Annotated in this window: 24 protein-coding genes and 1 pseudogene; 10 read left to right on the top strand and 15 right to left on the bottom strand. The window is 57.8% G+C overall.

Translation table 11 applies throughout. The features are described 5' to 3' along the window. Positions 1-175 precede the first annotated feature (175 nt). Positions 176-2,653 carry a phenylalanine--tRNA ligase subunit beta gene (gene pheT, locus ACVWVQ_RS01275; protein ID WP_457506486.1) on the bottom strand — a complete coding sequence of 826 codons (2,478 nt, stop codon included), beginning with the start codon at positions 2,651-2,653 and terminating at the stop codon, positions 176-178. Positions 2,654-2,844: 191 nt separating this feature from the next. Between pheT and ACVWVQ_RS01270 the strand changes: the two genes are divergently transcribed. The 3 genes from ACVWVQ_RS01270 to ACVWVQ_RS01260 all read left to right on the top strand — a co-directional run bounded on the left by ACVWVQ_RS01270 (position 2,845) and on the right by ACVWVQ_RS01260 (position 5,419). Then, positions 2,845-3,381: a thioredoxin domain-containing protein gene (locus ACVWVQ_RS01270; RefSeq protein WP_457506447.1), complete on the top strand. Its 537-nt coding sequence runs from the start codon at positions 2,845-2,847 to the stop codon at positions 3,379-3,381. Positions 3,382-3,485: 104 nt separating this feature from the next. Next, positions 3,486-4,412 (top strand): fatty acid desaturase family protein, encoded by a 927-nt coding sequence (locus ACVWVQ_RS01265; RefSeq protein WP_414399867.1) that lies wholly within the window; start codon positions 3,486-3,488, stop codon positions 4,410-4,412. After that, positions 4,409-5,419: an alpha/beta fold hydrolase gene (locus ACVWVQ_RS01260; RefSeq protein ID WP_457506445.1), complete on the top strand. Its 1,011-nt coding sequence runs from the start codon at positions 4,409-4,411 to the stop codon at positions 5,417-5,419. Before ACVWVQ_RS01265 ends, ACVWVQ_RS01260 begins: the two co-directional genes overlap by 4 nt. 17 nt (positions 5,420-5,436) lie before the next feature. Here ACVWVQ_RS01260 and aroQ read toward each other — a convergent pair whose 3' ends face one another. The 3 genes from aroQ to ACVWVQ_RS01245 all read right to left on the bottom strand — a co-directional run bounded on the left by aroQ (position 5,437) and on the right by ACVWVQ_RS01245 (position 8,686). Then, a complete protein-coding gene (gene aroQ, locus ACVWVQ_RS01255) occupies positions 5,437-5,934 on the bottom strand; it encodes a type II 3-dehydroquinate dehydratase (RefSeq protein WP_049749607.1) in 498 nt (165 codons plus the stop codon). Positions 5,935-6,172: 238 nt separating this feature from the next. Continuing rightward, the gene (locus ACVWVQ_RS01250) at positions 6,173-8,161 is read right to left on the bottom strand and encodes an acetate--CoA ligase family protein (RefSeq protein WP_457506443.1); all 1,989 of its coding nucleotides are present in this window, start codon (positions 8,159-8,161) and stop codon (positions 6,173-6,175) included. A 375-nt stretch (positions 8,162-8,536) separates the two neighbouring features. Next, a complete protein-coding gene (locus ACVWVQ_RS01245; RefSeq protein WP_011429585.1) occupies positions 8,537-8,686 on the bottom strand; it encodes a hypothetical protein in 150 nt (49 codons plus the stop codon). Between the two features lie 134 nt (positions 8,687-8,820). On the opposite strand from ACVWVQ_RS01245, the gene ACVWVQ_RS01240 reads away from it, so the two are divergent. After that, a complete protein-coding gene (locus ACVWVQ_RS01240; RefSeq protein ID WP_457490632.1) occupies positions 8,821-10,065 on the top strand; it encodes an Era-like GTP-binding protein in 1,245 nt (414 codons plus the stop codon). Here the strand turns inward: ACVWVQ_RS01240 and lipA are convergent. From lipA to ACVWVQ_RS01225, 3 genes are all read right to left on the bottom strand, one after another. Next, entirely contained in the window at positions 10,062-10,916 is an 855-nt protein-coding gene (gene lipA, locus ACVWVQ_RS01235; RefSeq protein ID WP_457506441.1) for a lipoyl synthase, read from the bottom strand. The genes ACVWVQ_RS01240 and lipA overlap by 4 nt on opposite strands. A gap of 207 nt (positions 10,917-11,123) precedes the next feature. After that, complete coding sequence (locus ACVWVQ_RS01230) at positions 11,124-11,621, bottom strand: DUF4079 domain-containing protein (protein ID WP_414355504.1); 498 nt, start codon at positions 11,619-11,621, stop codon at positions 11,124-11,126. Positions 11,622-11,667: 46 nt separating this feature from the next. After that, positions 11,668-12,681 (bottom strand): phosphotransferase enzyme family protein, encoded by a 1,014-nt coding sequence (locus ACVWVQ_RS01225; protein WP_457506439.1) that lies wholly within the window; start codon positions 12,679-12,681, stop codon positions 11,668-11,670. A gap of 366 nt (positions 12,682-13,047) precedes the next feature. Here ACVWVQ_RS01225 and remA point away from each other — a divergent pair, with 366 nt between their 5' ends. From remA to ACVWVQ_RS01195, 6 genes and pseudogenes are all read left to right on the top strand, one after another. Next, positions 13,048-13,317, top strand: a complete 270-nt coding sequence (gene remA / locus ACVWVQ_RS01220; protein ID WP_414330335.1) for an extracellular matrix/biofilm regulator RemA — start codon at positions 13,048-13,050, stop codon at positions 13,315-13,317. Between the two features lie 107 nt (positions 13,318-13,424). After that, positions 13,425-14,072, top strand: a complete 648-nt coding sequence (gmk, locus tag ACVWVQ_RS01215) for a guanylate kinase (RefSeq protein WP_414388593.1) — start codon at positions 13,425-13,427, stop codon at positions 14,070-14,072. Between the two features lie 210 nt (positions 14,073-14,282). Next, positions 14,283-15,641, top strand: a pseudogene (locus tag ACVWVQ_RS01210) (RNA-guided endonuclease InsQ/TnpB family protein). Between the two features lie 96 nt (positions 15,642-15,737). Beyond that, positions 15,738-16,196, top strand: a complete 459-nt coding sequence (gene speD, locus ACVWVQ_RS01205) for an adenosylmethionine decarboxylase (RefSeq protein ID WP_011431729.1) — start codon at positions 15,738-15,740, stop codon at positions 16,194-16,196. A 119-nt stretch (positions 16,197-16,315) separates the two neighbouring features. Then, a complete protein-coding gene (locus ACVWVQ_RS01200) occupies positions 16,316-17,254 on the top strand; it encodes a fused MFS/spermidine synthase (RefSeq protein ID WP_457506437.1) in 939 nt (312 codons plus the stop codon). Between the two features lie 93 nt (positions 17,255-17,347). After that, on the top strand, positions 17,348-18,499 hold the full coding sequence (locus tag ACVWVQ_RS01195) for an NAD-dependent epimerase/dehydratase family protein (RefSeq protein WP_011431731.1): 1,152 nt from the start codon (positions 17,348-17,350) through the stop codon (positions 18,497-18,499). On the opposite strand, the gene ACVWVQ_RS01190 is transcribed toward ACVWVQ_RS01195, so the two are convergent. The 8 genes from ACVWVQ_RS01190 to ACVWVQ_RS01155 form a co-directional block, all read right to left on the bottom strand. After that, positions 18,496-19,407, bottom strand: coding sequence for a histone deacetylase family protein (locus tag ACVWVQ_RS01190; protein WP_457506435.1), 912 nt, complete (start codon positions 19,405-19,407; stop codon positions 18,496-18,498). The genes ACVWVQ_RS01195 and ACVWVQ_RS01190 overlap by 4 nt on opposite strands. 57 nt (positions 19,408-19,464) lie before the next feature. After that, positions 19,465-19,785: a hypothetical protein gene (locus ACVWVQ_RS01185; protein WP_011431733.1), complete on the bottom strand. Its 321-nt coding sequence runs from the start codon at positions 19,783-19,785 to the stop codon at positions 19,465-19,467. Between the two features lie 596 nt (positions 19,786-20,381). Further along, the gene (gene rsfS, locus ACVWVQ_RS01180; RefSeq protein ID WP_011431734.1) at positions 20,382-20,753 is read right to left on the bottom strand and encodes a ribosome silencing factor; all 372 of its coding nucleotides are present in this window, start codon (positions 20,751-20,753) and stop codon (positions 20,382-20,384) included. 12 nt (positions 20,754-20,765) lie between these two features. Then, on the bottom strand, positions 20,766-21,401 hold the full coding sequence (gene yqeK / locus ACVWVQ_RS01175) for a bis(5'-nucleosyl)-tetraphosphatase (symmetrical) YqeK (protein ID WP_457506433.1): 636 nt from the start codon (positions 21,399-21,401) through the stop codon (positions 20,766-20,768). Beyond that, on the bottom strand, positions 21,394-23,205 hold the full coding sequence (gene lepA, locus ACVWVQ_RS01170) for a translation elongation factor 4 (RefSeq protein WP_414328663.1): 1,812 nt from the start codon (positions 23,203-23,205) through the stop codon (positions 21,394-21,396). Before lepA ends, yqeK begins: the two co-directional genes overlap by 8 nt. 331 nt (positions 23,206-23,536) lie before the next feature. Continuing rightward, complete coding sequence (locus ACVWVQ_RS01165; RefSeq protein ID WP_011431737.1) at positions 23,537-24,064, bottom strand: low amplitude/bright protein LabA; 528 nt, start codon at positions 24,062-24,064, stop codon at positions 23,537-23,539. A gap of 150 nt (positions 24,065-24,214) precedes the next feature. Then, on the bottom strand, positions 24,215-25,201 hold the full coding sequence (glyQ, locus tag ACVWVQ_RS01160) for a glycine--tRNA ligase subunit alpha (protein ID WP_457506431.1): 987 nt from the start codon (positions 25,199-25,201) through the stop codon (positions 24,215-24,217). Between the two features lie 52 nt (positions 25,202-25,253). Then, positions 25,254-26,018: a proteasome-type protease gene (locus tag ACVWVQ_RS01155; RefSeq protein ID WP_011431739.1), complete on the bottom strand. Its 765-nt coding sequence runs from the start codon at positions 26,016-26,018 to the stop codon at positions 25,254-25,256. Between the last annotated feature and the right edge of the window lie 10 nt (positions 26,019-26,028).

Here is a 26,028-nt window from a genome sequence, read left to right as displayed (position 1 = left end):
AAGCGCCAGCGGGGATCCTCATTTCTCGACGGCAACGTTGGATCAGATCTCCCGACACCCCCACCAACCGTCCTAGCCATTCGTCCGGCACAGAAGCAAGCAACGCCGGGCCAAACTGCTGATGAAGATGCTGCCAGAGAAGGGCAGCCCGCCGCGGCTGGGGTAAAGTGGTCGGCTAGCTGCGCAAGGTAACCGGAAATTGTGTTGTCAACTGCGCCCTCACCTGGTTTTGCAGAGCTTCTACCTCCGCATCCGTGAGGGTGCGATCGGGAGCACGGTACACCAGGCGGAAGGCAAGGCTGCGCTGCCCTGCAGGTACTCCTTGGCCCCGGTACTCGTCGAAAAGCTGCACCGATTGGAGAAGTGCTCCGCCCGCTCGACGGATAACCTTCTCGATCTCACCAACGGCAAGGTCGAGTGGCGCAAAGAAGGCGATATCCCGATCGGCAGCAGGAAAGGGCGAAAAGGGGACAAATTGCACAATGCCCCGTCTCTCCAGGCTTTCCAGCAAGGGATCCAACTGCAGCTCAAACCCATAGACCTGATCTGGCAGCCCCTTTTCCTGACAGAGGCGGGGGTGCAGTTGCCCGAACAAACCGATGCGGGATCCCTCAATCCACAAACTGGCCTGGCGACCGGGGTGCAGCAGCGGCGATTGCTCTTCAGGGGGATCCAGACGAAACTCCGGGCCAAATCCCAGCCGCTCCAGAGCGGAGACCAGCAGTCCCTTGGCCTCGAACCAGTCCATGGGTCGGTTGCGGTGCTGCCAATCGTGGGGATTGGGATCCCCGCCCAAGATACCGCCGATATGCTCAGCTTCCCGGTAAGGGTGGGGGTTGGGGGGAAGGGCATGGGCAAAAACACGACCGATTTCAAAGGCTTGCAGCGGGCCGTTGCCTTGATCCCAGTTGAAGCGGAAGGCCTCCACCAGGCCGGGAAGTAGCGCATTGCGCACGGCTGAATATTCAGGCGAAAGTGGATTGGCAATCCTCACCAAAGATCCATCCTCCTCCGCTGGGCAGAGGGAGATGTGATACACCTCCGTCAGGCCAATGCCCCGCAGCACTTCTCGGATCTGGCGGGTGAATGTTTCCCGCGCCGAAAGGGATCCCACCTGCGGCTCGGTGGGTAGGGTTTCTGAGAAGCGGTCATAGCCGTAGAGACGGGCAAACTCCTCGATGAGGTCGATCTCCCGCTCAATGTCCCGCAGGCGATAGGGGGGAACGGCGACCTGCCAGACGCAGCGGGCCACGGTTGCCGTCTCGGTAGCGGGGGAGAGGGCACTCTGGGAATTGGCCCCTTCGCAACGGGAGAGCTGAAAGCCCAAGGCAGATAGGATCTCCTCCACATCCGCCGCCTGCACCTCGTCCCCCAACACATCGATCAGCCGCGACAGCCGCAATTTCAGGCTGCGTTCCAGGGGGGGCCGCCGGTCAAAGGTGGTAAGGCCGGTTACTGCTCCCCCTGCCAGTTCCAGGATCAACTGCACCGCCCGATCTCGGGCCTGATCGAGGGTGGCAAAGTTAACCCCTCGCTCATAGCGAGTCGAAGCCTCGGTACGTAGCGATTGAGACCGGGCCGAGCGCCGCGTCACCGCCGGATCGAATACGGCTGCTTCCAAGAAAATGCGGGTGGTGGTCGAGCTGACTTCGGTTTCTTCCCCTCCCATGACCCCGGCCAGGGCTACCGGTTGGCTGCCGGCCACAATGAGATGACTGTCGGCTTGCAAGGTGCGGGTTTGGCCGTCCAAGGTCTTTAAGGTTTCTCCCGGCTGGGCAAAGCGCACCTCGATGGTGGGTTTCTTCTTGCCCATGACCTGGAGCAGGCGCTCCCAGTCAAAGGCGTGCAAGGGCTGGCCCCATTCCAGCAGGATCAGGTTGGTAACATCCACTACGTTGTTGATGGAGCGCATCCCGGCGGCGGCCAGTCGGTGTTTTAGCCAGTCGGGGGAAGGGCCGACTTTCACCCCCTCGATCAACACGCCACTGTAGGCGGGGCAGGCTTTGGCGTCGGCAATGCGCAACTGAAAGTTGGGGATGGGCTTGGTTTGGAGAGGCTGGACGGGGGGCAGGCGCAGCGGGTTGCGGGTGAGGGCAGCCACTTCGCGGGCGATCCCCACCATGCTCAGGGCATCGGCCCGGTTGGCGGTGGAAGTGAGATCCAGCACCACATCGTCCAAGCCTAGAAGGGGGCGCACATCAGAGCCAAGCGGATGAACCTCCAGATCCAAGTCGGGCGGGAATTCGTGGATCCCTTCGGAAGATTTCTCCAGCCCCAGCTCTGCCAGAGAGCAGATCATGCCCTCCGAGATCACCCCCCGCTTGTCGGCTTTGGCAATGGTGAGGGAGAGGGCGGGCAAATGGGTGCCGGGCGTGGCCACTGCTACCAGGATCCCAGGGCGGGCGTTGGCAGCTCCACAGACAATGGTGGCAGGCCGATTGGATCCCAAGTCCACCTGGCAAACCTGCAGCTTGTCGGCGTTGGGGTGAGGCTCGGCAGCCAGGATCCTGCCCAAAACCACCCCATCTGCCCAGGTGCGGCGATCTTCAATCTCTTCCACTTCAAACCCCGCCAGGGTGAGGGCCTCTCCCAGTTCTTCGGGTGAAAGTTGGAAATCCACCAGTTCTCGCAGCCACTTCAAGGAGATGCGCATCGCTGAGCCATCGGTGCAAACGCCGCACCCATTATCGCTCACCTGGCCCTCTTCTCCAGCCGGGATCCCGGCCCAAGATCGTGGGATGGCATAGACCCGGTTCTGGCCGGAACCGGTGGGACAGGGTGGGATGCTAAAACAGTGAAGGCGAGGGCTGAGGTCAGATCCAGCGCCTAGCAAGGTGAGGAAGGATGAAGAAAGACTGGGCAAAACGGTTGCGCAACGGGTTGATTGCCGCGGCAGCTGTGCTCTTAGCGGTGGGTTTGTTTTTGGCCAGCCAGGGTCGTCAGGCGGGCAGCAACCTAGAGGCTCTAGCCCAAGAAGCCATACCTTGGGAGCAAGCTCAGGCCAATGGCAAGCCTTCTTTGGTGGAGTTCTACGCCGATTGGTGCACCACCTGCCGAGCGATGGCGCCCCTCCTGGCCAGCCTGAAACAGGAATTTGCCGATCAAGTCAACTTCGTCATGTTGAATGTGGACAATCCGAAGTGGCTGCCAGAACTGAGCCGCTACCGGGTGAACGGCATCCCTCATTTTCTGTTTTTGGATCGGCAGGGAGAAGTGCTGGGATCGGCGATTGGCGAACAGCCGCCGTCGATTTTGCGGGCCAATGTGTTGGCTCTGGCAACTGGACAGCCCCTGCAGTTGACCAACATCGGGCCGGTGTCTGAGCTGGAGCGGAGCGGGCCTATCCTCCCCAATCAGCCGGATCCCCGCAGTCATGGTTAGGAGTTTGGTCCAGGGTTTGTTGTCTTGGACACAGGCGAAAAGGTCTGACCTCGGTTTGATATTGGATAACTTCTATCCATTCTCGTAGCTCACAAGAACAGGCCATGGCTGTCGAGACAACACCGATTTTGCCGGATCCGCAACGGTTGATCCCGAGCGAGCGCCTCAGACAACTGAATGTCCGCTCCAATTCAGCCGGGCTCCGGCAGCTTTTGGGACATTTGGCGGTGATGGCGGTGAGTGGCAGCCTGTGGGTGACCCAGAAAGGTGTCAATGGCTGGATTGCCCTGCCGGCGCTGGTGGTTTACGGGGCCAGTTTGGCGACGATGTTTGCTGCTTTGCACGAATGTGTACACCGCACCGCTTTTGCCAGCCCAAAACTGAATGACGGGGTAGCCTGGGTGGCGGGCTTGCTCTCGTTTTACAACAGCACTTTTTATCGCCGATACCACAAATGGCACCACCGCTATACCCAGATTCCGGGCAAGGATCCGGAGCTGGAGGATCCCAAACCCCAGAGCTGGCCGGAGTATTTGCTCGAGCTGAGCGGCTTGACTTGGTGGATCGGCAAGGTGAAGACCTACATCCGCATAGCCAGCGGCCAGTTGCAAGGCTATCCCTACATTCCTGAATCGGCCCGCCAAGAGGTCATTCGTTCGGTGCGGTTGCAGCTAGGGGTCTACGGCCTTGGGAGCTTGCTCTCCCTTCTGCTGGGGGATCCCTGGATAGTGTGGCTGTGGCTGTTGCCTTTGGCGGTAGGGCAGCCGATCTTGCGCTTCATTTTGCTGGCAGAGCACACAGGCTGTAGCCAAACCGAGGATCCCTTCTCCAATACCCGTACCACCCTTACCCTTTGGCCAATCCGCTTTTTGATGTGGAATATGCCTTACCATGCTGAGCATCACCTTTACCCCTCCATTCCATTTCATGCTTTGGCCGATGCCCATCAATACCTCAAGCCCCATCTGGCTCATCTAGGGCAGGGGTATGTGCGGGTTCATCGTCAGGTGATTGAACAATTTCAGGCATGACTCACTACACCTGGAGCCTGAACGATTTTCAGCTACAGTGCGGGATCCAACTGCCCCAAATCACGCTCGCCTACGCCACCTACGGGACTCTTTCCCCCCGAAAAGACAACCTGATCCTCTACCCCACCTCCTATGGGGCTCAGCATCCTGACCTGGAGTGGCTGATCCGTCCCGACGGCATCCTCAACCCGGAGCGGTGGTTTATCCTCATTCCCAATATGCTGGGCAATGGCCTTTCCACTTCCCCCAGCAACGATCCAGCCTGTGGCTTGCGGGAAGATGGCTTCTGGTTCAGCCACTGGGACAATGTGCGCCTGCAGGAGAGCCTGATTCGCCAACACTTTGGGATCGAACGCATCCGCCTGATCTACGGCTGGTCGATGGGGGCTCAGCAAGCCTATCACTGGGGATCCCTGTTTCCTGAGCGGGTGGAACGGATCGTAGCCCTCTGTGGCACCGCCAAGACCACAGTTCACAATCGGGTTTTTCTGGAGAGTTTGCGCTCAGCCCTAACTGCCGATCCCGCCTGGAACGGTCGTCGATTTACGGGTGTCCCAGAGCGGGGTCTGCGAGCTTTTGCCCACATCTACGCCAGTTGGGCTGTTTCCCAACCTTTTTTCAACCAAAAATGCTATGAATCCTTGGGGTATGCCTCTCTCGAAGATTATCTAGAGCGAGGCTGGGAGGCCAATTACCGCCGCCGGGATCCGCAGAATTTGCTATCGATGATCGAAACCTGGATTCGCTGCGATATCAGCGACAACCCCATTCACCGGGGAGATTATCGGGCTGCTTTGAGGGCAATCCAGGCCAAAACACTGGTGATGCCCGCCCAAACGGATCTGTACTTCACCCCAGAAGATTGTCGGGCTGAGGCAGAATGGATCCCGAACGCGGTTTACAAGATCATCCCCTCCATTTGGGGGCACCGGGCCGGTAATCCTCATCAAAACCCCGAGGATGAAGCTTTTATTCGCACAGCCGTGCAGGAGTTCCTGGAGAGCTGAGGGCACCTACACAGATCCTACACAGATTGCAGGCGCAGGTGTTGCACCAGAGCCTGTAGTCCCAACAGGTAGCTTTGTGCCCCGAAGCCGCTGATTTGCCCAACCGCTACGGCAGCAATGTAAGAGTGCTGGCGGAATGGCTCGCGGCGATGGATGTTGCTCAGGTGGACTTCCACGGTGGGCAATCCCACGGCTGCAATGGCATCTCGGAGAGCAATGCTGGTGTGGGTATAGGCCCCAGGGTTGATCAGAATGCCGACATGCTGCTGGCGGGCACGGTGAATGGCATCGATGAGCACCCCCTCATGGTTGGACTGGAGAATCTCCAGCTTCGCCCCTAGCATTTCTGCCTGCCGATGCAGAGCCTGATCGATCTGCTCTAGGGATACTGAGCCGTAGATGCCCACCTCTCGCACCCCCAGCAGGTTGAGGTTGGGGCCATGCAGTACCAAGAGGCTGAGAGGCTCGCCGCCGGGGGCAATGGCAGTCGGATTAACGACGACGATGGGATCCATCTTCTACCGGAATGGGAGCAGGTTGAGGCTGGGGGTTCCCCAGCAGGGTGTCGATCACACGTTCCACCCATTCCCGGATCTTTTCTAGCACTTTTTCTACCCAATCCATCCGATCTGCCTCGCAAGGTTTGACCAAGGGAGCTTATTCGACGGACTTCTATGATAGCGCTTCTTTCCGAGGGGTGTAGAGCTGACTGGCTGGCCGGCCTTTTTCCCCAGCAGGGATCCCTTGTTTTGCCTACCCTTTTACAAGAATCTGAAGAAAATCCAAAACCCCTCGGCCAGACCAGTTCTTCAGCATCTGGCTAATGGTTCTGCAGATGATCCGCAGGGTCATGGAGCGCAGCAGGATCCCCATCTGAAGGTCTGTCCCCGGCAATTCAAATCGCTCCGCCTGGCCCGCCACCGTCAAAGTTAGGGTGGATCCCCGCTGCAGGAAGAGGGCGCCGCCGGGGTTGAGATCCCGTTTCAGGGTTTGCAGCTCTTGATCGGAGGGATCCCGCAGCACCACCAGATCGCTGCCTTCGTAGGCCAAGCCCTCCCGCTCCAGGGTCTCTTCGTCGGCTTCCGCCAAAAGCAGATCCAGTTGGGGATGGCGCAGCAGGGTTTTCACCTGGCGAAAGAGGCTGCCCTGCAGGGGTCTAGAGCTGTGGTTTAGCAGCACGCCCTCCCGACAGACGGATCCCACACATGCGTTGGGGCGGTGGGACAAAATATGCTCCACCAAGGTGTGCGCCTCCGCCAAGGTGAGGCGGTTAAAGGTCAAAATCGGGATGCGGGCCGTCTTGGGAAACAGATGGTCGAGGATTGCCCCCGGCACATCCACTCCCGCGCCAATGGCAGGTTTTTGGTGCATGAGCACACCTGGCGCAGCATTGATCTCGATGATCCCCAGGGATCCCTCCTTCCAGGAGCGCTCCAGGCTGGGGGCAATGACATCGATGCCCAAGCACACCAGCGAGAACTGCTGGGCAATGGTTTGGGCCAAAACCACGTTGTCGGGATGGACGGTGGCCGTGACATCGCGGCTCACTCCTCCCGCCGAGAGATTGGATACCTTGCGCAGATAGACCGTCCGCCCCGGTTCCAGCACACTGTCCACCGTCAAGCCCTGCTCCGCCAGAAAGCGCTCCATTGCCTCATCCCATTGGATCGGCCCCAGGGGAGAAGTGGGGGTATCCCAACGGACGGGATCCCGGTTGGCCTGCTCGATGAGCTGCCCGATGGTGCTTTGGCCATCTCCCGTCACTGAGGCGGGGCGTCGTTCTGTAGCCGCCACAAAGCGGCCTCCCACACACAACAGGCGAAAATCGGTGCCCTGCAGATGCTTTTCCAGGATCAGTCGGATGGGCTCCTCAGGGGGAAGGGCTGCCACGGCTACCTCGTAGGCAAAGGCCAGTTCTTCCGGGGTTTGAATGCCTGCTGTTACCCCTATCCCCTTGTGGCCGGCCACCGGCTTGAGCACCACCGGATAGCCGATTTCTTGCGCTTGCTGCAAAGCTTCTGCCAAAGAGGCGACCACCTCTCCCTGGGGCACGGGGAACCCTTGCGCCGCCAGAAAGGCTTTGCAATCGTCTTTGCGGGTGGTGAAGTCAGAGTCGAGATGGCTGTCGCAGTGAAAGGTGGTGGCCACCCCTCGCACCTGGTTGCGACCATAGCCATACTGCATCACCCCTTCATCCCATAGGTAGTAGGTAGGGATCCCGCGTTCGTGAGCAGCCCGCAAGAGGGCATAGACCGTCGGCCCGCCGTACACTGAGTCGCGAAACAATTGCTGCAGGCGGCGCATCTCCCCTTCAACGTCGAAGGGCTGCCCCTGGGCGATGGCTTCCAGCCAATCCCAAGCAAAATAAACCGCGGCACGAGTGGTACGGCCATGCAAGGTCTGCACCGCGATGCGCACATACTCTGGAAACAGGTGACAGCTCCACTTCTGCAAGTGGAGATCCATCTGCAACCGGTTCACCTCCGCCACCAGCCGGGCAAACAAGTGGGCGTAGGAAGGATAGGATCCCTCCTGCAACTGGGGGAAATGGAAGCAGACCTTGGACAGGTAGACATCAATGGGCAGCGGCTGTGGGCACTGGGTAAGGGCAAAGTCGAAGGTGAAAGCGGCTGTATTGAGATAGGGGTTAGGGCCGAGATAATGCTTCAGGTTGAAAATGTCGAAAACATCCGACTCGCGCGCGTTGATGCGGGGCACGCCCGCCGCCTCCTGCAAAACCATAGCCGGCCTCAAGAGAAGGGAAACAACGACCTCAGCGCGGGGAAAACCCAGCTCTCCCGGCTGGGGCCGCTTCCATTATTCCCGATCCGGCCCCCATCCCCGGCGGCTTGCCCTCGCAGCACAAGGGATCCCAGCTAGCCTTTTGCTGGTAATTAACAGTTGCCTGACAGGCAACTTGGTAACTTGGAAAACCCTTCCCACCCTCTGATCGGGTTAGGGTTATTTCGAGTTGCAGTGCAACTGTTTGCCAATTCTGGGATCCCCTCTCCTCATAATGGGCAAGGGGCTGAGAGTGCTTGCCTGTAGCAGTGCTAGAGGAATGCCTCAGACTTAGACTTGTTCGGAATCACCTAACGATGGGCTTGCCAAGTTGGACTAGCGAAGGGCGCTCAGAAGCACAACATCCATAACCAGCAGCGCCCCAGCAAAGGCCAGCAGGCTGCGCACGATCTGGCGCTCTTGCTTAGAACGATGGGATCCACCCACACGAAGCCATTTCAGAGATTGGGGAAGGCGGTACAGCATAGGAGATTCGGCGGAACCCTAGGGTGATCATGCCCTATTTTGTGGGGTTTGGATTCCCCACGCTGGGGGGGAGAAACGGCTAGCCCTGAGGGGCAATTCCCTCTAGAGTGAGGGTTAGTCCATTGCCCCTGTCTATGACCACTCCCTTGACCCAAGCCGAAACCGTTTTGCAAAGGTGCTGGGATCATTGGCAATCTCTGGCCAGCCGTCGGGATTTACAACCGGAGTTCAGGGCTCTATCCACTTTGCGCAAGCGCCTCACCGCGCGGCTGTTTTCCATTGCGGTGTTTGGGCTGGTCAACCGTGGCAAGTCGGCCGTCCTGAACGCCCTAACCGGCGAGGAGCGATTGAAGGTGGGCCCCCTCAATGGGGTCACTCAGCAGCCCCAATCCCTGCTGTGGCAGCCGGGGCCAGGGATCCCTTGGCGAGTGAAGCTGGTGGATACTCCGGGTTTGAACGAAGTGGAAGGAGAAGCCCGCGAACAGTTGGCCTGGGATGTGGCCCGCTCGGCGGATTTGATCGTGTTTGTCATCGCCACCGACCTGACCCAGTTGGAATACCAAGCTCTCTCGGAGCTGCGCACTCTATACAAGCCCATCCTGCTGGTGTTGAACAAGTGCGATCTCTACTCCGAAGCGGAGTTGCAGGCCATTTGTGCCCAGATCAGCCGCCACCTGGGCTGGGTATCGCCACAGGAGATTTTGACCGTGGCCGCTTGCCCAAAACCCCTGAAAGTCCGCACCCACTGGCCGGATGGCCGCATTACTTTGGAATGGGAACGGCCTGCACCCCAAATTGAAGCCTTGCGGGGGCGAATTCTGCAGATTTTGCAAACCGAGGCGGGATCCCTTCTGGCTTTGAATGTGTTGAAGCGGCTGGATCGGGTTCAGGCTCAGATTTTGGAAAAACAGTGGCAGCATCATGCCCGCTTTGTGGAGCAATGGGGCCAAGCTGTCGCCCTCGGCAAGGGGATTGTGGTGGGCTTGGCTCCGCTGGGGTTGGATTTGCTGTTGGCCCCACTGCTGGATGGCCTTTGGCTGTTGGGCTTGGGAGTGCGGCTTCACCTACCCCGGACGGCCTTGTGGAGGGGGCTAGTCTCCTTTCGCGAGGGGCTGTGGCGACCGCTGCTGCTCAATGGGGCTCTGCTGCTGCTGGCGGAAGGGGTGAGTTCCTGGCTGTGGGGAGACTGGGGCAACGGCCTTTTGCCGGGTCTGGTGGCGGGGGTCAGCCTGTATCGCCTGGGATCCCTGGCGCCACAGGTGCTCAGCCGGTTTGCAGCCCGAGCGTTCGGCCTGGAAGCGGGCCTTCGTGCCTTGATCGGACGGGAAAGGTTGGCTATGACAGACTGCACAGCCTCTCTGCCAAGCTCCCTGGCCTAGTTCTCAACCATTTCGGCAGCGTGGTAGGAGCTGCGCACCAATGGCCCTGAGCGCACCTGGCGAAACCCCATCTGGCGGGCTATCTGGCCCAGCTCGGCAAACTCTTCCGGAGTCCAGTAGCGTTCCACAGGGCGATGGGCCAAGGAAGGTTGTAGGTATTGCCCCAGAGTCAGACGATCGCATCCCACCGCCAGCAGATCCCGGAAAGTTTCCAGCACTTCTGCGCGGGTCTCCCCATGCCCCAGCATCAGCCCAGACTTGGTGGGTAATCCAGGATTCAGCTCCTTGACCGTTCGTAAAACCCGCAAGGACAAGTCGTAGCCGGAGCTGCGCCGTACTGCCTGGGAGAGGCGTCGCACCGTTTCGATGTTGTGGTTGTAGCAAACAGGCTGGGCAGCCACCACACGGGCAATGCACTCGCGATCCCCGCGAAAGTCGGGGGTGAGCACCTCGATCTGGGTGCCGGGGCAGCGCCGCCGAATTGCCTCCATGACCTCCACAAAGCGACCGGATCCCTGGTCGGGCAGATCGTCGCGGGCCACCGAGGTCAGCACCACATAGCGGAGCCCAAGCAGCTCAACCGCCTCGGCCACTTTCTCCGGTTCTGCGGGATCCAATGGTGCGGGCCGTCCACTGGCCACCTGGCAAAAAGAGCAGGCGCGGGTGCAGATCCCTCCCATCAACAGAAATGTAGCGGTTTTTTGGCTGTAGCACTCGGCTCGGTTTGGGCAGCGCCCCTCTTCGCAAATGGTGTGCAGGCCCCGCTGCTTGATCACCTGCTGCACCGCTGAAGTCTCGCTGGCTTTGCCGATGGAACGCTTGACCCAATTGGGAAGAGGGCTAACCGACATGGGAAGAACCATTGCGTTGAAGCTGGGTAGCAGCAGCAAGATAGCGCCCTTCTACAGTCGAAGGATGCAGCGCCTGCTTTGCCATTCTGACATGACGAAGCCCCGAATTTAGAAAAGGGCAGGACTGAGTCTGTGAGCTTCTCGGTTTGCACCCGCGAATCAAAGTCCTCACAGCGCTCAGCCCTGTTCAGTGGGTTTTCAGGGAGGCTAGGCCACCTGGGGAGGTGTGGTCAGCATTTGGTCGACGATGCGCTGCACAATCTGGAAGCCGGTCACCGCCTGCCAACCCAAGATCGCCAGGATCACCACGTTCAATAGAATATGCACGTTGCGCGCCCAGACTTTTTGCCCGTCTTTCATCAGCGGTGCCAGAGCCGCAGAGCTGGCCACCAAGGCCACAATGCCCAACCCGGCCAGCAAGTGAGGCCCAACAAACAGCTTGCCGTTGTTCAGGTAGGTAACCCCCATGCCGCCCAGGGCTCCGAACACCATCAACAACAAGAACAGGGATCCGGCAAGGAAATGCCGCTGACCAAACTTCCCTTTGATCAGCTCCTTGCGTTCTTCTGCCGAGGCAGTGCGCACCCGTCGCGCTTGCAGACCCAGGTAAAGGGCATACAAGGCCAGCGCAAACGCCAAAATCATCAGCACAGGATGAAAGAAGGGCAAGGCCAGCTCTAGCCAGCGGGGAAGTTGAATGCTCATAGAGACCGCGGGAAGAAAGAGGAAGATGCCCCTAAATTAACATAAGTTAATCTCTCTTTTGCCGCTCATGAGACCAAAGGGCGCGCATGGACTCCAACAGTTGAGGCACCCTCTGGGTGAGGTCTTGATATAGGCAAATTTGCTGTTGGCAGCGGGCCAGGTTATGGGCCTTGCGGCTGGGGTAGCGTTGGGGATCCCAATTCCAGTAGGCGTCTTCAAACCAATCCTGTAAAAAGCGCATCCCCAATTCCAGGGTAATCAGTTGGATCCCTTGAATGATGAGTTCTGGTTGTAGGGCGTGCAGGTTCCCGGTTTGGGCATAGCCCCGCAACCCGGCCAGGATTGCCTCGGGCTGAAGGGTATTTCCTCGTTTACCCCAGGAGCGCAGGGCATCCCCCAGTTCAACATAGAGGTTGTGATACATGAAGGTGTCCAGATCCACCAGGCCCACAAATCGCCCCTGCTCATCGAACAAAAAGTTGTTGAACTTGAGATCGGCGTGGATGATTTGAGTTGGGATCCCTGAGGGCAGCAGAAGATTGGGCACAGTTTCGATTAAAAACTGCCATTCTGCCTGCACTTCTGGGGCCGGCTCATACTGGCGTAGCTGTTGCCAAAGGTGAGCCGTATCGTGAAAATGCGGGATCTGGAAGCGAAAACGATAGTCCAGCTGGGCCAAGAGTCGATGCAGGCGTCCAACGGCTGCCCCCGCCTCTTCCAGATAGCCCCAATTGGGAGGAGTTGGGTGACAGGATCCCGGCAGACAATCCATGACCCGCCACAGCCCTTCTGCCCAGGACAAGTGCAGGGATCCATCGCGAGCGCGGCGGAATTGGGGGACGGGGAAGCCGTGTTGTCTCAACCATTGGCCGATGGCTTGACCATCTTCAGTGACAGCAGGATCAAATCGGGGGTGAAGGCGCTGGACGATGAAGGATCCCTCAGAGGTGTTGAGTTTCCAAGTTTGGTGAATGAGGCCCACTCGGATGGCTTCGGGTGGCTCTGGATCCCCCAGTTGAAAGTGCTGGACAAGGGGATCCAGCCAAGTCAGGTCAAGCATAGGCGAGGAACCATTCAAGCTTGGGGTGCTGGGTCGATCTTTATCTTTACTGTTTTCCGAGCCCACTCAAACTGCCTATCACACTTACCGCCTTTGAGGCTTAAAGTTCTCTTAAAGTTCTGTTGAAGTTGCTTGGCGTTGGCGATTTTACCATCCTCGATAAACAGGGCAGGCTGTTTGGGAGGGTGCAGCTTTTTATGGGACCACAGCCTTTTTGCGGCTCACCCGAACGGGATTTGTCGCCGAAACCCACTGCCCCATTGGCCGAGAACTCAGGTGTCGTTGTAGCAAACCCGCGAAAGAGCCCCATTTGCTACCTTAATGAAGGTTGCTGGCCGGACAACCGTTAGGTTCCCTCATCACCCCATGGATACCCGCCTAATCAACATTGGCTTTGGTAACATCGTCGCCGCTGGACGTGTGGTCGCCATTGTCAGTCCCGAGTCAGCTCCCATCAAACGCATCATCAGCGATGCCCGCGAGAGGGGCCAGTTGGTGGATGCTACCTATGGTCGTCGTACCCGCGCTGTCATTATCACCGATTCCGGGCACGTCATCCTCTCCGCCATCCAACCCGAAACCGTTGCCAACCGCTTCCTCACGGCCAAGCCCGGTTTGCCAGACGAAACCGAGTGAAAGCCATCGCTGTGAGCCGTCTGAGGAACCAGGAGTGAGATATCCTAAAACCAACCCAAACAAGTCAATTGGTCAATTGCCCAGCCGTCTTGCGTCGGTCTCTGTCTATGCCAGCCTCTCCTACCCCAGTTCCCTCTGAGTGTACGCAGCAGCAGGGATCCCTTCCGGCTCCTACCCCGCGCGGTCGCTTGGTGGTTTTGACAGGGCCCAGCGGAGTGGGTAAGGGTACGCTGGTCAACCAGTTGCGCCAGCGCCACCCCGAGCTGTATCTCTCGGTTTCGGTCACCACCCGCCCCCCCCGCCCCAGCGAACAGGAAGGCGTCAACTACTACTTTCGCAGTCGGGAGGAATTTCTCAACTTGATTGAAGCCAACGAGCTGTTGGAATGGGCACAGTATGCGGGCAACTTTTACGGCACTCCCCGCGAGATCGTGTTCCAAAAACTTAACCAGGGTCAGGATGTGCTGCTGGAAATTGAGCTGGCGGGGGCCCGTCAGGTGAGGCAGCAGTACCCAGATGCCATTCGCATCTTTCTTTGTCCACCTTCTCTGGAAGAGCTGGAACGTCGCATCCGCGAGCGCGGACAAGACTCAGAGGCCAGCATCGAGCGCCGCCTGGAGCAGGCCCGCAAGGAATTGGATGCCCAAGATGAATTTGACTACGTGATTGTCAACGACAACCTGGAGCAAGCGCTGCAGGAGCTGGAAGCTCTGCTCTATCCCCCCTCTCCCTCTTCAAAGGAGCAGCAGCCCTAGCTTCTCCAGCCCCTTCCCGGAACGCTGGTGTCGGTGGTGCAGTGGCTCCAGATTGGGCCTAGGGTTAACTTTCGGTTAAGAAAAAAGCTGCTGGGGAGGGTAGTTTGGCTTTACCAAAAAACTGGGTCTGAAGCCCCGCCCTAAGGCCTACGGCCCGCTGACGCGACCAGGGCGGCTTTTATCTTGCCAGACCTTTGATAAAGTAGGCTCATGCGCGTCCTCGAAGCCAAGCTCCTCAACGGCACAGCCCAGCAGTACCAAGCCCTGGATGAGGCCATTCGGACTGCCCAGTTCGTGCGCAACAAGTGCCTGCGCCACTGGATGGATCATCAGGGGGTGAACAGGGCCACGTTGTACTCCCTCTGCAAGGACTTGGCTCAGGAGTTCCCCTTCGCCCAGAAGCTGAACTCCTCTGCCCGGCAAGCCAGTGCGGAGCGAGCCTGGTTTGCCATCTCCAACTTCTACCGCCGCTGCAAGGAGAAGGCAGCCCGGAAGGGCTATCCCAAGTTCCAGAAATATTGCCGCTCCGTGGAGTACAAAATCTCCGGCTGGAAGCTCTCCCAGGATGGAATGTTCCTCACCTTCACGGACGGCTTCCATCGCGTAAGCGGTGCGTAGCACTATGCGGGTACTTTTGCCCTCTACTGCAACGGCGAGGTACGGCGGGACATCCTCACCCTGAAAATCAACTGGGTGCGGGTCATACGCAGGGCCGATGGGTACTACGCCCAGTTCTGCCTGGATGTAGAACGCCAAGAGCAGGTGGAGTACACCGGCCAGGTGGTGGGGCTGGATGTGGGCTTGATGCACTTCTACACCGACAGCCACGGAAACAAGGTAGAGTGCCCCCAGTTTTTGCGTCGTGCCGAAAGGAGGTTAAAGCGAGAGCAACGCAGGCTGAGTCGGAAGTTTCGGAGAGGGGCCAAACCCCAATCCAAGAACTACCACCAGCAGAGGAAGCGACTGGGCAAGGTGCATCTCAAAGTCCAACGCCAGCGTAGAGACTGGGCTGTGAAGTTGGCCCGGTGCGTAGTGCTCGCCTACGGCGGCGCGGAGCGCTTTGTCTAGCGACATCGTGGCGTATGAGAACTTGCCGGTGCGCAACTTGGTGCGGAATCACCACTTGGCCAAGTCGCTCGCGTAAGCGGTGCGGAGCACTATTCACGATGCGAGCTGGAGTTTATTCACCGGGTGGCTCGACTCCTACGGGAAGGTCTTCAACAAGGTGGTGGTGGCCGTGCCGCCCCAGTACACCAGTCAGGACTGTTCTCGGTGTGGCCACCGGGTGAAGAAGACGCTGTCCACTCGCACCCATCAATGCCCGCAGTGTGGGGTGGTACTTTGCCGGGATGAGAATGCGGCCATCAACATCCTGCGCAAAGGGTTGGAGTTGTTGGGTGAGAAGTGGAACAACGGTACTTTGGGCAAAAGGGAACTGCCCCGAAAGGGGGAACGCCTGGGGAGAAAGGCCTACGGCCCGCTGCCGCGATGAGCGCCGCTGCCGTGGAGGGGCAACCTGACACGGTAAGTGCTGTCGCAGAACCAGGAACCAGAATTCCCTGTCTTTAGGCAGGGGAGTATGACAATTGTGAGACAATGGTAAAGCTGCGCTTTCTGTGCAGCCTCTGGTTCTAATCAGTTCTATCTGGCCAATTAGGGGATAGTATGCTGCACACACTATCTGGCCAATTAGGGGATAGGTCTCCAGCTCTGATCGGGATCCACTGTATCCTGGAGCTTTACGACTGCCCGGCCAAACTTTTGGATGATGCCTCTCTGGTGCAACAGGCTTTGCGAGAGGCAGCCAGACGCTCCAACTCCACCTTTTTGGGAGAGCTGTGCCATCGATTTGAGCCACAGGGGATTACAGCCCTCGCTCTTTTGGGGGAATCCCACATCTCCATTCACACCTGGCCCGAAGCGGGCTACGCGGCGGTGGATGTGTTCACCTGTGGTCGCCACACCCGACCGGAAGCGGCCTGTGAATATCTGATCGACGTGTTTCAAGCGCGACGATATTCCCTGCGCAAGGTGCCCCGCCGCACCGCGCAACCGACACTCCTGGAAGAGGCCCCAGACTCGGCTGAGGTGCTCACCTGTGAAGCGACCCGACGAAGGCGCTGAGATCTTCGCCAATCGCAGCTTTTTCCAAACTGTCATGGGGGCCATCTGTAGGCTGGGTGGGATCCGATTCACCCCAGAGGTCAGTCTATGTTGCTGGAAAAAGCTGTAGCGAGGTGCTTATGAGCAGCCCGAGAAGTTTCTTCTGGGTTCAGGAGTACTTTACCCCTTGGGACTACACCGCCCGTGCCGTCACGCGCATCTTGGCCTACCGAAAAACCCCTTTCCAGGAGATGCTGATCGCCGAGACGGGGGCCTTCGGCAAGGGTCTGATGCTGGATGGGCATTGGCAATCCACTACCGTGGATGAGTTTCTGTACCACGAGGCTTTGGTTCATCCGGCTATGGTGCAGGTTGTCCAAGCGGGCGGGATCCCCCGGCGGGTACTGGTGTTGGGGGGGGCAGAAGGGGCAACGCTGCGGGAGGTGCTGCGTTGGCGCTCGGTGGAGCAGGTGGTGATGGTGGACATCGATGGGGAGGTGGTGGCAGCCTGCCGAGAGCACCTGCCGGAAATGCACCAGGGATCCTTTGAAGATCCGCGGGTGGAGGTGGTGATTGCCGATGCCTTGGATTTTCTCCAGGAAACAGGCCCCATTTGGGATGTGATCCTTTCCGATCTTTCCGATCCCATTGAGTCCGGCCCTGCCTATCGCCTCTTCACCCAGGAGTTTTTCCGCCAGATTCGCTCCAAGTTGCAGCCCGATGGGGCTTTCACCATCCAAGCCGGGCCGACGGGGCCGGTTGAGCTTCATCAACACACCCGCATTGTTCGCACCCTGAAAACGGTGTTTGCCGCTGTGCAGCCCTACGCCATCTATGCCCCCACCTACGGTGGCCCACTGGGTTTTGCCCTGGCAGCTCAGGATCCCATCTCCCCCAGGCCAGAACCGGAGCAGATCGACCAGATTCTGAGCCAACAGTTGGATCCCGAGCGAGGGACACTGCAATTCATCGATGGCATCACCCTTCTGGGCCTCTACCAAGTCCCAGCTCACCTGCGCCGTGCCATTGCCGCCGAGACCACGGTTTATACCCTGGACAACCCGCCTCGCATCGAATAAGGGGCTATCCAGCACCCCGAAGGGATCCCAGGAGAGTTTGTCTTTGGTGCCATAACTTGGTAGATTCGTGAGCAGCCGAATTTTGCTTCCCTGATGAAAGTCCTGGTTATTGGTGGTGACGGATACTGTGGCTGGGCGACAGCCCTGCACCTATCCAACAGGGGTTATGAGGTGGCCATTCTCGATTCCTACGTCCGCCGCCTCTGGGATCTGCAACTGGGGGTTTCTACCCTGACCCCCATTGCCCAGCTAGAGCAACGGGTGGATCGCTGGAAGGGGCTAACCGGCAAGGACATTCCCATCTTTGTCTGCGACGTTACCAACTACGAAGCCCTGATCTCCTGCATGCGCCGCTTCCCGCCGGAGGCCATTGTTCACTTTGGCGAGCAGCGCTCTGCCCCTTACTCGATGATCAGCCGCGAGCATGCGGTGATGACCCAGGTGAACAACGTGGTGGGCACCTTGAACATCCTCTACGCCATCAAGGAGGAATTTCCCGATTGCCACCTGGTGAAGCTGGGCACCATGGGCGAGTACGGCACCCCCAACATCGACATCGAGGAGGGGTACATCACCATCGAGCACAATGGCCGCAAGGATACCCTGCCCTACCCCAAGCAGCCGGGATCCATGTATCACCTCTCCAAAGTACACGACAGCCACAACATCCACTTCGCCTGCCGCGTCTGGGGCCTGCGGGCCACCGACCTCAACCAAGGGGTGGTATACGGCGTGCTCACAGAAGAAACCGGCATGGACGAGGTGCTGATCAACCGCCTTGACTACGATGGTGTATTCGGCACGGCTCTAAACCGCTTCTGCATTCAGGCTGCCGTGGGCCATCCGCTGACGGTGTATGGCAAGGGCGGCCAGACCCGCGGTTTCCTGGATATCCGCGACACGGTGCGCTGCGTGGAGCTGGCCATTGCTCACCCTGCCGAGCCGGGCCAATTCCGGGTGATGAACCAGTTCACCGAGCAATTTAGTGTTGAGCAACTGGCGTTGCTGGTGCAAAAGGCGGGAGCCACCATGGGCCTGAAGGTGGAAATCAACCACCTGGAGAACCCCCGCGTCGAGCTGGAAGAGCACTACTACAACGCCAAAAACACCAAGCTCCTAGACCTGGGCCTCCAGCCCCACTATCTGTCCGATTCCCTCTTGGATTCGCTGCTCAACTTTGCTCTCAAGTACAAGGATCGGGTGGATGTGCGGCAGATTTTACCCAAGGTGAAGTGGAAAGGTTAACTCTCCAGGCAAGCTTGGGCCAGGCTCAGCCAGCCGCGCGCCAGGTTGTCCAGGTTATAGCCGCCTTCCAAGCCGAAGAGGGTTTTGCGGGTCACCTGCTCCAGGCAAAGGCGGGCCATGCGGCCAAAGGCTTCCGGCTCTAGCTGCATACCGGCCAGGGGATCCCCTTTGGCACAGTCGAAGCCGGCGCTCACCAGCAGCAAATCCGGCTGGAACGCTTGCAAGAAGGGCAAGATCTTCTCGTCGAGGGCCTTTTTGTAGGCCAACCAATCCGAGCCGGCAGGCAAAGGCACGTTGCAGAGGTTGCCGTGGATCCCGGTTTCGCGAGCGGAGCCGGTGCCGGGGTAGAGGGGAAACTGATGGATGGAGGCATAGGCCAGTTGGGGATAGCGCTCCACCACCGCCTGCGTGCCGTTGCCGTGGTGAACATCCCAATCGAAAATCGCCACCCGCTTCACCCCCGGCTGATCCAGCGCCCACAGCGCCGCAATGGCTGCGTTGCTGAATAAACAAAACCCCATTGCCCGTTCTGGCTCTGCGTGATGCCCAGGTGGACGGCACAGCACCAGCGCTGGCTGAGCGGTGGTCAAAACCGAGGCAGAGCCGGCCACCCAAGCCCCCACAGCCAGGCGCGCCGCTTCAAAACTTCTCTCCGAGAGAGCAGTGTCGGCATCAATGTGTCCCCCACCTGCTGTTGCCAACTCAGCCACCTGTTGAATGTGCCGACGCGAGTGTACTCGCTCCAGCTCTGCCAGCTCCGCCAAGGGGGGATCCCGCCATTCCAACTGGTTGGCAAAAGGGGCACCACGCAGCGCCTTAACAATGGACTGCAAGCGAGCCGGACGCTCGGGGTGAAATGGCCCAGTATCGTGGCTGAGGAAAATATCAGAATAGTAAACAGGCAACATGGGCAGAGGCAACAAGCTAAGGCAACGCCTTTGCAGTGTAGCTTAAGCCCGCCCCCTCTATCCGTAGAAGACCTCTGACATGGATCCCGCATAGGGGTCAAGGCCAAAAGAGGCTTGTTGGAGTTTTTGATTGACCACATCCCGCACTACCGACCGCAGCAATTCCAGCTCAGAGGAATTGAGTTGATCGCGGCTGGGACACTCATCGGCAGCCAGCCACATGTAGATGGCGGGGACCCGGTTTAGGATCTGCTGCATCATCGCTTCCCGCTCCCTAGCGTCATAAAACACCTGTTGATGGGGGTGCTCAGTGGAGAGGATAGTTTCCAGTTCTCCCAATGCCAGGTACTCGACGATATTAACCAACATCTTTTCCATGATGAATGTCCCTCCTAAAAATCCCTGTCGCTCTTAAAAACAGACATTAAACAAAAAACGCTGCTTCCCCATCTTCCTCCGCTGCTTTTGGCACCGGATTTTGCCTACAGGCCGACCATTTAAGCCGGTTGCAGTTAAGTCTGCCGTCGGGAAGAAGTTGCGGTTTCGTTCGTAAGATCCTCTTGTGCAGCCAATCCTTGCCTCCTCTATTCGCCTCGTTTGCCTTTCCACTTGCCGCTGAAAGCAGCCAATAGGAGCCATCAGCAGCTGGAAAATCTTTTTGCTGGTATTCAGTACCAACAAAGAATTATCAGCGTTCAAGAGAAACAAGGTAGAGCGTTTAACAAAGACTATAGAAACTCGACTGCAAAAGGCAGGAAGATCTTACTCAGCTATTTGTCATTCACTACCCTAACACGTGACTGTGTAAGAAATTGCGGGAATATTAAGAAACTTACATATTTCTTGACAATTGACTAAAACTTCTGTCTGTCAAGGAGGCCCTGGAAGGCAGTTAAAGAGTTGTAAAGAGCAACTCTTCCCTTGGCTCCAAGACCTGAAGAACTGCCAAATCCAGGGATCCAAAACAAATAGATTTAGCCTGCTATGGGCAGATCGACTCGCTGAGCCTGGATCCAGAAAGACTCTAGGTCATAGTAGTCCCTTTCCTGTTGCATAATCACATGGACAATGAGATCGGCATAGTCGATCAGTATCCAAGAGGCCGATTCCTGCCCTTCGATGCGGCGCGGAGTTTGTTTCCACTCGTCCCAAACCTTTTCCTCAATTGCTCGGGCAATGGCGCGGACTTGCGTGAGCGAGTAGCCGCTGACCAGAAGAAAGTAATCTGCCAAAGTGGAGACTTGGGATACATCCAGCAGAACGATATCGCCACCTTTTTTCTCTTCTGCCGCGCGAGCTGCACTCAGCGCCATGCAATAGATGGGATCCCCAGCGGGGGCAGGCATGAGATGTAGCAACTAAAACCCTCCTGAAACGACTGAGCTAACTTGAGACACAGCTTTTTCTAAAGGATGTAACAAAAAATGATTCCGAGTCATGAGTGTGCGCGGATGAACCACCTGATTCCGGTCTAGCAAAAATTTTAGGCTCAAGTCACATACTCCCACTACGGTTTTAGACAAATCTACAAAAGCCATCTGCCGCAACCGCTCCAATTCTGGGTTGCTGCCCCGATTCGGCTCCAGGGCATCGGCCACGAAAACCACGCAACTGAGCGGATCCATGCCGGGCTGCCCTAGCGTGTGGTTGGCAATGGCCGCCAAAATCTCCGGATCCTGTACCTGAAACTGCTCCCGCGCCACCAGGGATCCCACCTCAGCGTGCAGGATGTGAGGTTCGGCCCGCTCAATTTCATCCAGCTCCCGTTCCTGAGCCACCCTTTGCAACAGTTGCTCCGGCGGGAAAGCCTTGGCCAAGTCGTGCATCAGCCCTGCCCAAGCAGCTTTCTGCTCATCCAGCCCGTAGTGGGCCGCCAGCTGTCGGGCCATCCCCTCTACCCCCAAGATATGGCGGAGGCGAGGAGGAGACACCCGCTCCTGTAGCCAGGCCAACACCTCTTCCCGCCCCAGTTGAGTGCCCATCGCCCTAGTCATTCTGCAGCTTCAGCACGGCCATAAACGCTTCTTGGGGCACATCCACCGTTCCCACCGCCTTCATGCGTTTTTTCCCCTCTTTTTGTTTTTCCAAAAGCTTGCGTTTGCGGGTCACATCTCCTCCGTAGCATTTGGCCAAGACGTTTTTGCGCAGGGCCGGTATGGTTTCACGAGCAATCACCTTAGAGCCAATTGCCGCCTGAATGGGCACTTCAAATTGATGGCGCGGGATCAGCTCTCGTAACTTGGCCACTAGAGAACGGCCTACATAAAAAGCTTTGTCCCGATGCACAATTGTGGATAGAGAATCCACCACATCGCCGTTGATCAAAATGTCCAAACGCACCAAATCATCGGCGCGATAGCCAATCATTTGGTAGTCCATGCTGGCATAACCGCGGGTGCGCGATTTCAATTGGTCGAAAAAGTCGGTGACCACTTCCGCCAGGGGCAGCTCATACACCAGCGTAGTCCGACCCTGCGCCAGATATTTCATGTCTTTAAAAGTGCCGCGTTTGGTCTCACACAGCTCCATCACGGTACCGACAAATTCCTCAGGAAGAATCACCTCTACCCTGACAATCGGCTCCTCAATGCTGGTGCGCTCGTTGGGGGGAGGCAGCTTGCTGGGATTGTCCACCCGAATCACAGAGCCGTTGTTGAGGGTAACTTGGTACACCACCGTCGGAGCTGTGATCACCAGATCGAGATTGTACTCCCGCTCTAGGCGTTCCTGCACCACCTCCATGTGCAGCAGGCCCAGAAAACCACAGCGGAAGCCGAAGCCCATGGCGCTGGAAATTTCCGGCTCAAAGTACAGGGCAGCATCGTTGAGCTTGAGCTTTTCCAGAGCCTCTTTGAGTTCGGCGTACTGATCGGAGCTGCTGGGGAACAGGCCACAAAACACCATCGGCTTGGCTTCTTTGTAGCCGGGCAGGGGCTCAGGAGCTTTGCGATTCACCAGTGTGATGGTATCCCCAACACGGGCGTGTTCCACGCTCTTGATGGCGGCGGCCATGTAGCCCACCTCGCCCGCATGTAGGGCATCCACCGGCTCTTGGTTGGGACGCATCACCCCCAGCTCGGTAATCTCGTATTCTCGGCCAGAGGCCATAAAGCAAATCTTGTCCCCCGTTTTCACCTCCCCGTCCATGATGCGCACATAGACGATCACGCCGCGATAGGCGTCGTAATAGCTATCGAAAATCAAGGCCCGCAAGGGATCCGCCACTGTATCCCGTGGGGGGGGCACCCGCTGCACAATGGCCTCCAGAATCTCTTGAATGCCAATACCCACCTTGGCAGAAGCCAGGATTGCCCCGCTGCAGTCGAGGCCGATTACCTGCTCAATCTCCGCAATGACCCGCTCCGGCTCGGCCCCCGGCAGGTCGATTTTGTTGATCACCGGAATAATTTCCAGGTTGTTCTCCAGGGCCAGGTACACATTGGCTAAGGTTTGGGCTTCCACGCCTTGAGAGGCATCCACCACCAGCAGCGCCCCTTCACAGGCGGCTAGGGAGCGGGAGACTTCGTAGGTGAAGTCCACATGCCCCGGCGTGTCGATCAGGTTCAAAACATAATCTTGGCCGTCTTGGGCACGGTAGTTCATGCGGGCCGCTTGCAGCTTGATGGTAATGCCCCGTTCCCGCTCCAGTTCCATGCTGTCCAGCAGTTGCGGCTTCATCTCGCGAGCTGAAACGGTGCCCGTTTCCTGCAGGAGGCGATCGGCGAGGGTGGATTTGCCGTGGTCGATGTGGGCGATGATGGAAAAGTTGCGAATACGGGAGACAGGAACGCCGGTCATAAAAACCTGATCAGGGCAAAGATTTTTTACAATGCTAGCCTCTCTGCTCCCCTGCCTGAACTGAGGTTGCCCAGAAGTTGGCTGCCAAGGGGAGAAGACACAGCTCTTCTGCCGGACACCAGAGCACCCTACTGGAATTGGCCGGGACAGCTCCTTTCCGGCAGCGCTGACTAGAGCCGGTACAACAGACGTGCCGCTTGTGTGGCAGGGATGGGATCCCATGAAGGGGAAAAAGCCAGAACGAGCTTGGGCGGTGTTGTCGCAAGCTCGCCAGGAGGCTATGGGTCTGACCCGACGGCAGAGGAAGCAGTCCAGAACCCTGCCCAAAGCACTACTTGTCTAACTTCTCAATGTAGGGGCGAATGTCATTGAGGTCGATGTAGCGGTCGGTGGCGTTGCGCAGCTCGCGGGCGATCATCCCTTCGGTGGAGACAACTGTAATCAGCGTGTTTTTGGAACGCAACAGCTCGACGGCCCGCTCAAAATCTCCATCGCCGCTAAATAGAATGATCCTATCGTACTGGCCAACGGTGTTGAACATATCGATTACTATTTCGATATCCAGATTTGCTTTTTGGGAGTACCGACCGGAGTCTTCATCTCGATATTCTTTGAGGATCTTGGTGCGCACAGTGAAGCCCATGCTGATCAGAGCGTCTCGAAAGGCCCTCTGATCATGGGGATCCTTGATGCCGGTGTACCAAAAGGCGTTGACCAATTCAACATTCGGCTGTGATCTAACAAAATAATCCAGCACCCGGCGTGGGTCAAAAAACCAGCCATTTTTCTGTTGAGCATAAAACATATTATTGCCATCAATAAAGATGGAAACCCGAGTGACGGGATGATGGTAAAACATAAAGCTTTTCCGAAAAAAGTAAGGTGAACTGGTCAGAAAAAGAGGATGAAAACGAGGTCACTGACTTTCCACAAGAGCCATTTGGGCAGCCAGCACCTTGCTGACACCAATCTCTCATCATAGCCAAAGGTGGGATCCTTTTCTCAAGGGTTAACTCTGGGGAGAGGCACCCCCGTAGACCAAGGTAGGCTCCGGTTGCCGCAGGGCATAGCTGGATCCCGGTCGATCGGCTTGGCTAACGTACAGCTCCGCCAATTGTCGAGCCAGGTTACGGATGCGCCCAATGTAGAGGGTGCGCTCGGCTACAGCAATGACACCACGAGCGTCGAGCAGGTTAAAGGTGTGGGAGCACTTGAGCACATAGTCGTAGGCGGGCAGGAGCAGAGACACGGCCAACCGATCCGGCAACACCTGTTTCTGCAGTTTCTGTTGGGTGGTTTCGATCAAACGCTTGGCCTCGGCTTCGTAGAGCCGGAACAATTCCAGTAGCATCTCCGGATCGGAATACTCGAAGTTGTAATAAGATTGCTCGACCTCATTTTGGAAATAGATTTGTCCATAGGTAATCCGTCCCAGAGAAGGATGCTCATTCCAGCAGAGATCGAAAACCGAATCCACCCCCTGCAGATACATGGCCAGGCGCTCTAGCCCATAGGTAATTTCTACAGAAACCGGGCGACAATCTTGTCCGCCCACCTGCTGAAAGTAGGTGAACTGGGTTACTTCCATGCCGTCCAGCCACACTTCCCAGCCCACGCCCCAAGCCCCCAAGGTGGGAGATTCCCAGTCATCTTCCACAAAGCGAACATCGTGTTCTGCCGGGTTCACGCCCAAAGCTTGCAGGCTATTTAGGTACACATCTTGAATGTCATCGGGGGAGGGCTTGATCAACACTTGGTATTGAAAATAGTGCTGCAGGCGATTGGGGTTTTGACCGTAGCGTCCATCGGTGGGGCGGCGACAGGGTTCGACATAGGCCACTCGCCAGGGATCCGGCCCCAAGGCGCGCAAAAACGTGTGGGGGCTCATGGTGCCGGCGCCTTTTTCCAGGTCGTAGGGTTGTAGGATCAAGCAGCCCTGCTCCCCCCAAAACTGTTGCAGGCGAAAGATCAAGTCTTGAAAGGTGTGGGCTGACATGGCAGGGGTTGGGCAGAGATGGATTAACCCCTATCCTACCAATCTCCTCTTCTCAGTCGAGCAGCTCTTCCCGATCAGCTGGATCCGAGTAGTCCCACTCGATGGGGGGCATTTGGTCGAAGGCTTGTTTGAGGGCGCTCTCCCACAGTTTGCGCATCTTGGCCAGGTAGGGATCCCCGGTGCGCAGGCGCAGACGGTGGGTGACCTTGAACTGATCCGCTTGCACCATCACCAAATCGATGGGGGGGCCGACGGAGATGTTGGATTTCATGGTGGAGTCGATGGAGAGGAGAGCGCATTTGGCCGCATCTGCTAGCGAGGTTTCGTAGGAGAGGGTGCGATCCAAGATTGGCTTGCCGTATTTGGTTTCCCCCACCTGCAAAAAAGGGGTTTCCGGGGTGGCCTGGATGCAGTTGCCCTGGCTGTAGATCAAAAAGAGGGCCGGCTCCTCGCCTCGGATCTGTCCCCCCAACAACAGGCTGCACTGGGCGTCGATACCGTCCTTTTCCAGCCAGGGTCGGTCTTGCTCCTGGATGTAACGAATTTTGGATCCCAGGTAGCGGGCCACGTCGTAGAGATGGGGGAAGGTGTGGAGATTGGAACTTTCCTGTTGGCGCAGATCCCGCTGCACTTCGGTCAAAACGCCCTGGGTGATGGACAGGTTGCCGGAGGTGCAGATCAAGATCACCCGCTCTTCGGGCACGGAAAAATCGAACAGCTTTTGGTAGGTGGAGACGTAGTCCACCCCGGCGTTGGTGCGGGAATCTGCCGCCATCACCAAGCCAAAGCGGGTGATGATGCCAAGGCAGTAGGTCATGCGAACGATG

The sequence above is a fragment of the Thermostichus sp. MS-CIW-36 genome (assembly GCF_054059035.1).
The sequence above is the reverse complement of the archived record's forward strand: the minus strand, read 5'-3'. Positions and strand labels throughout refer to the sequence as shown.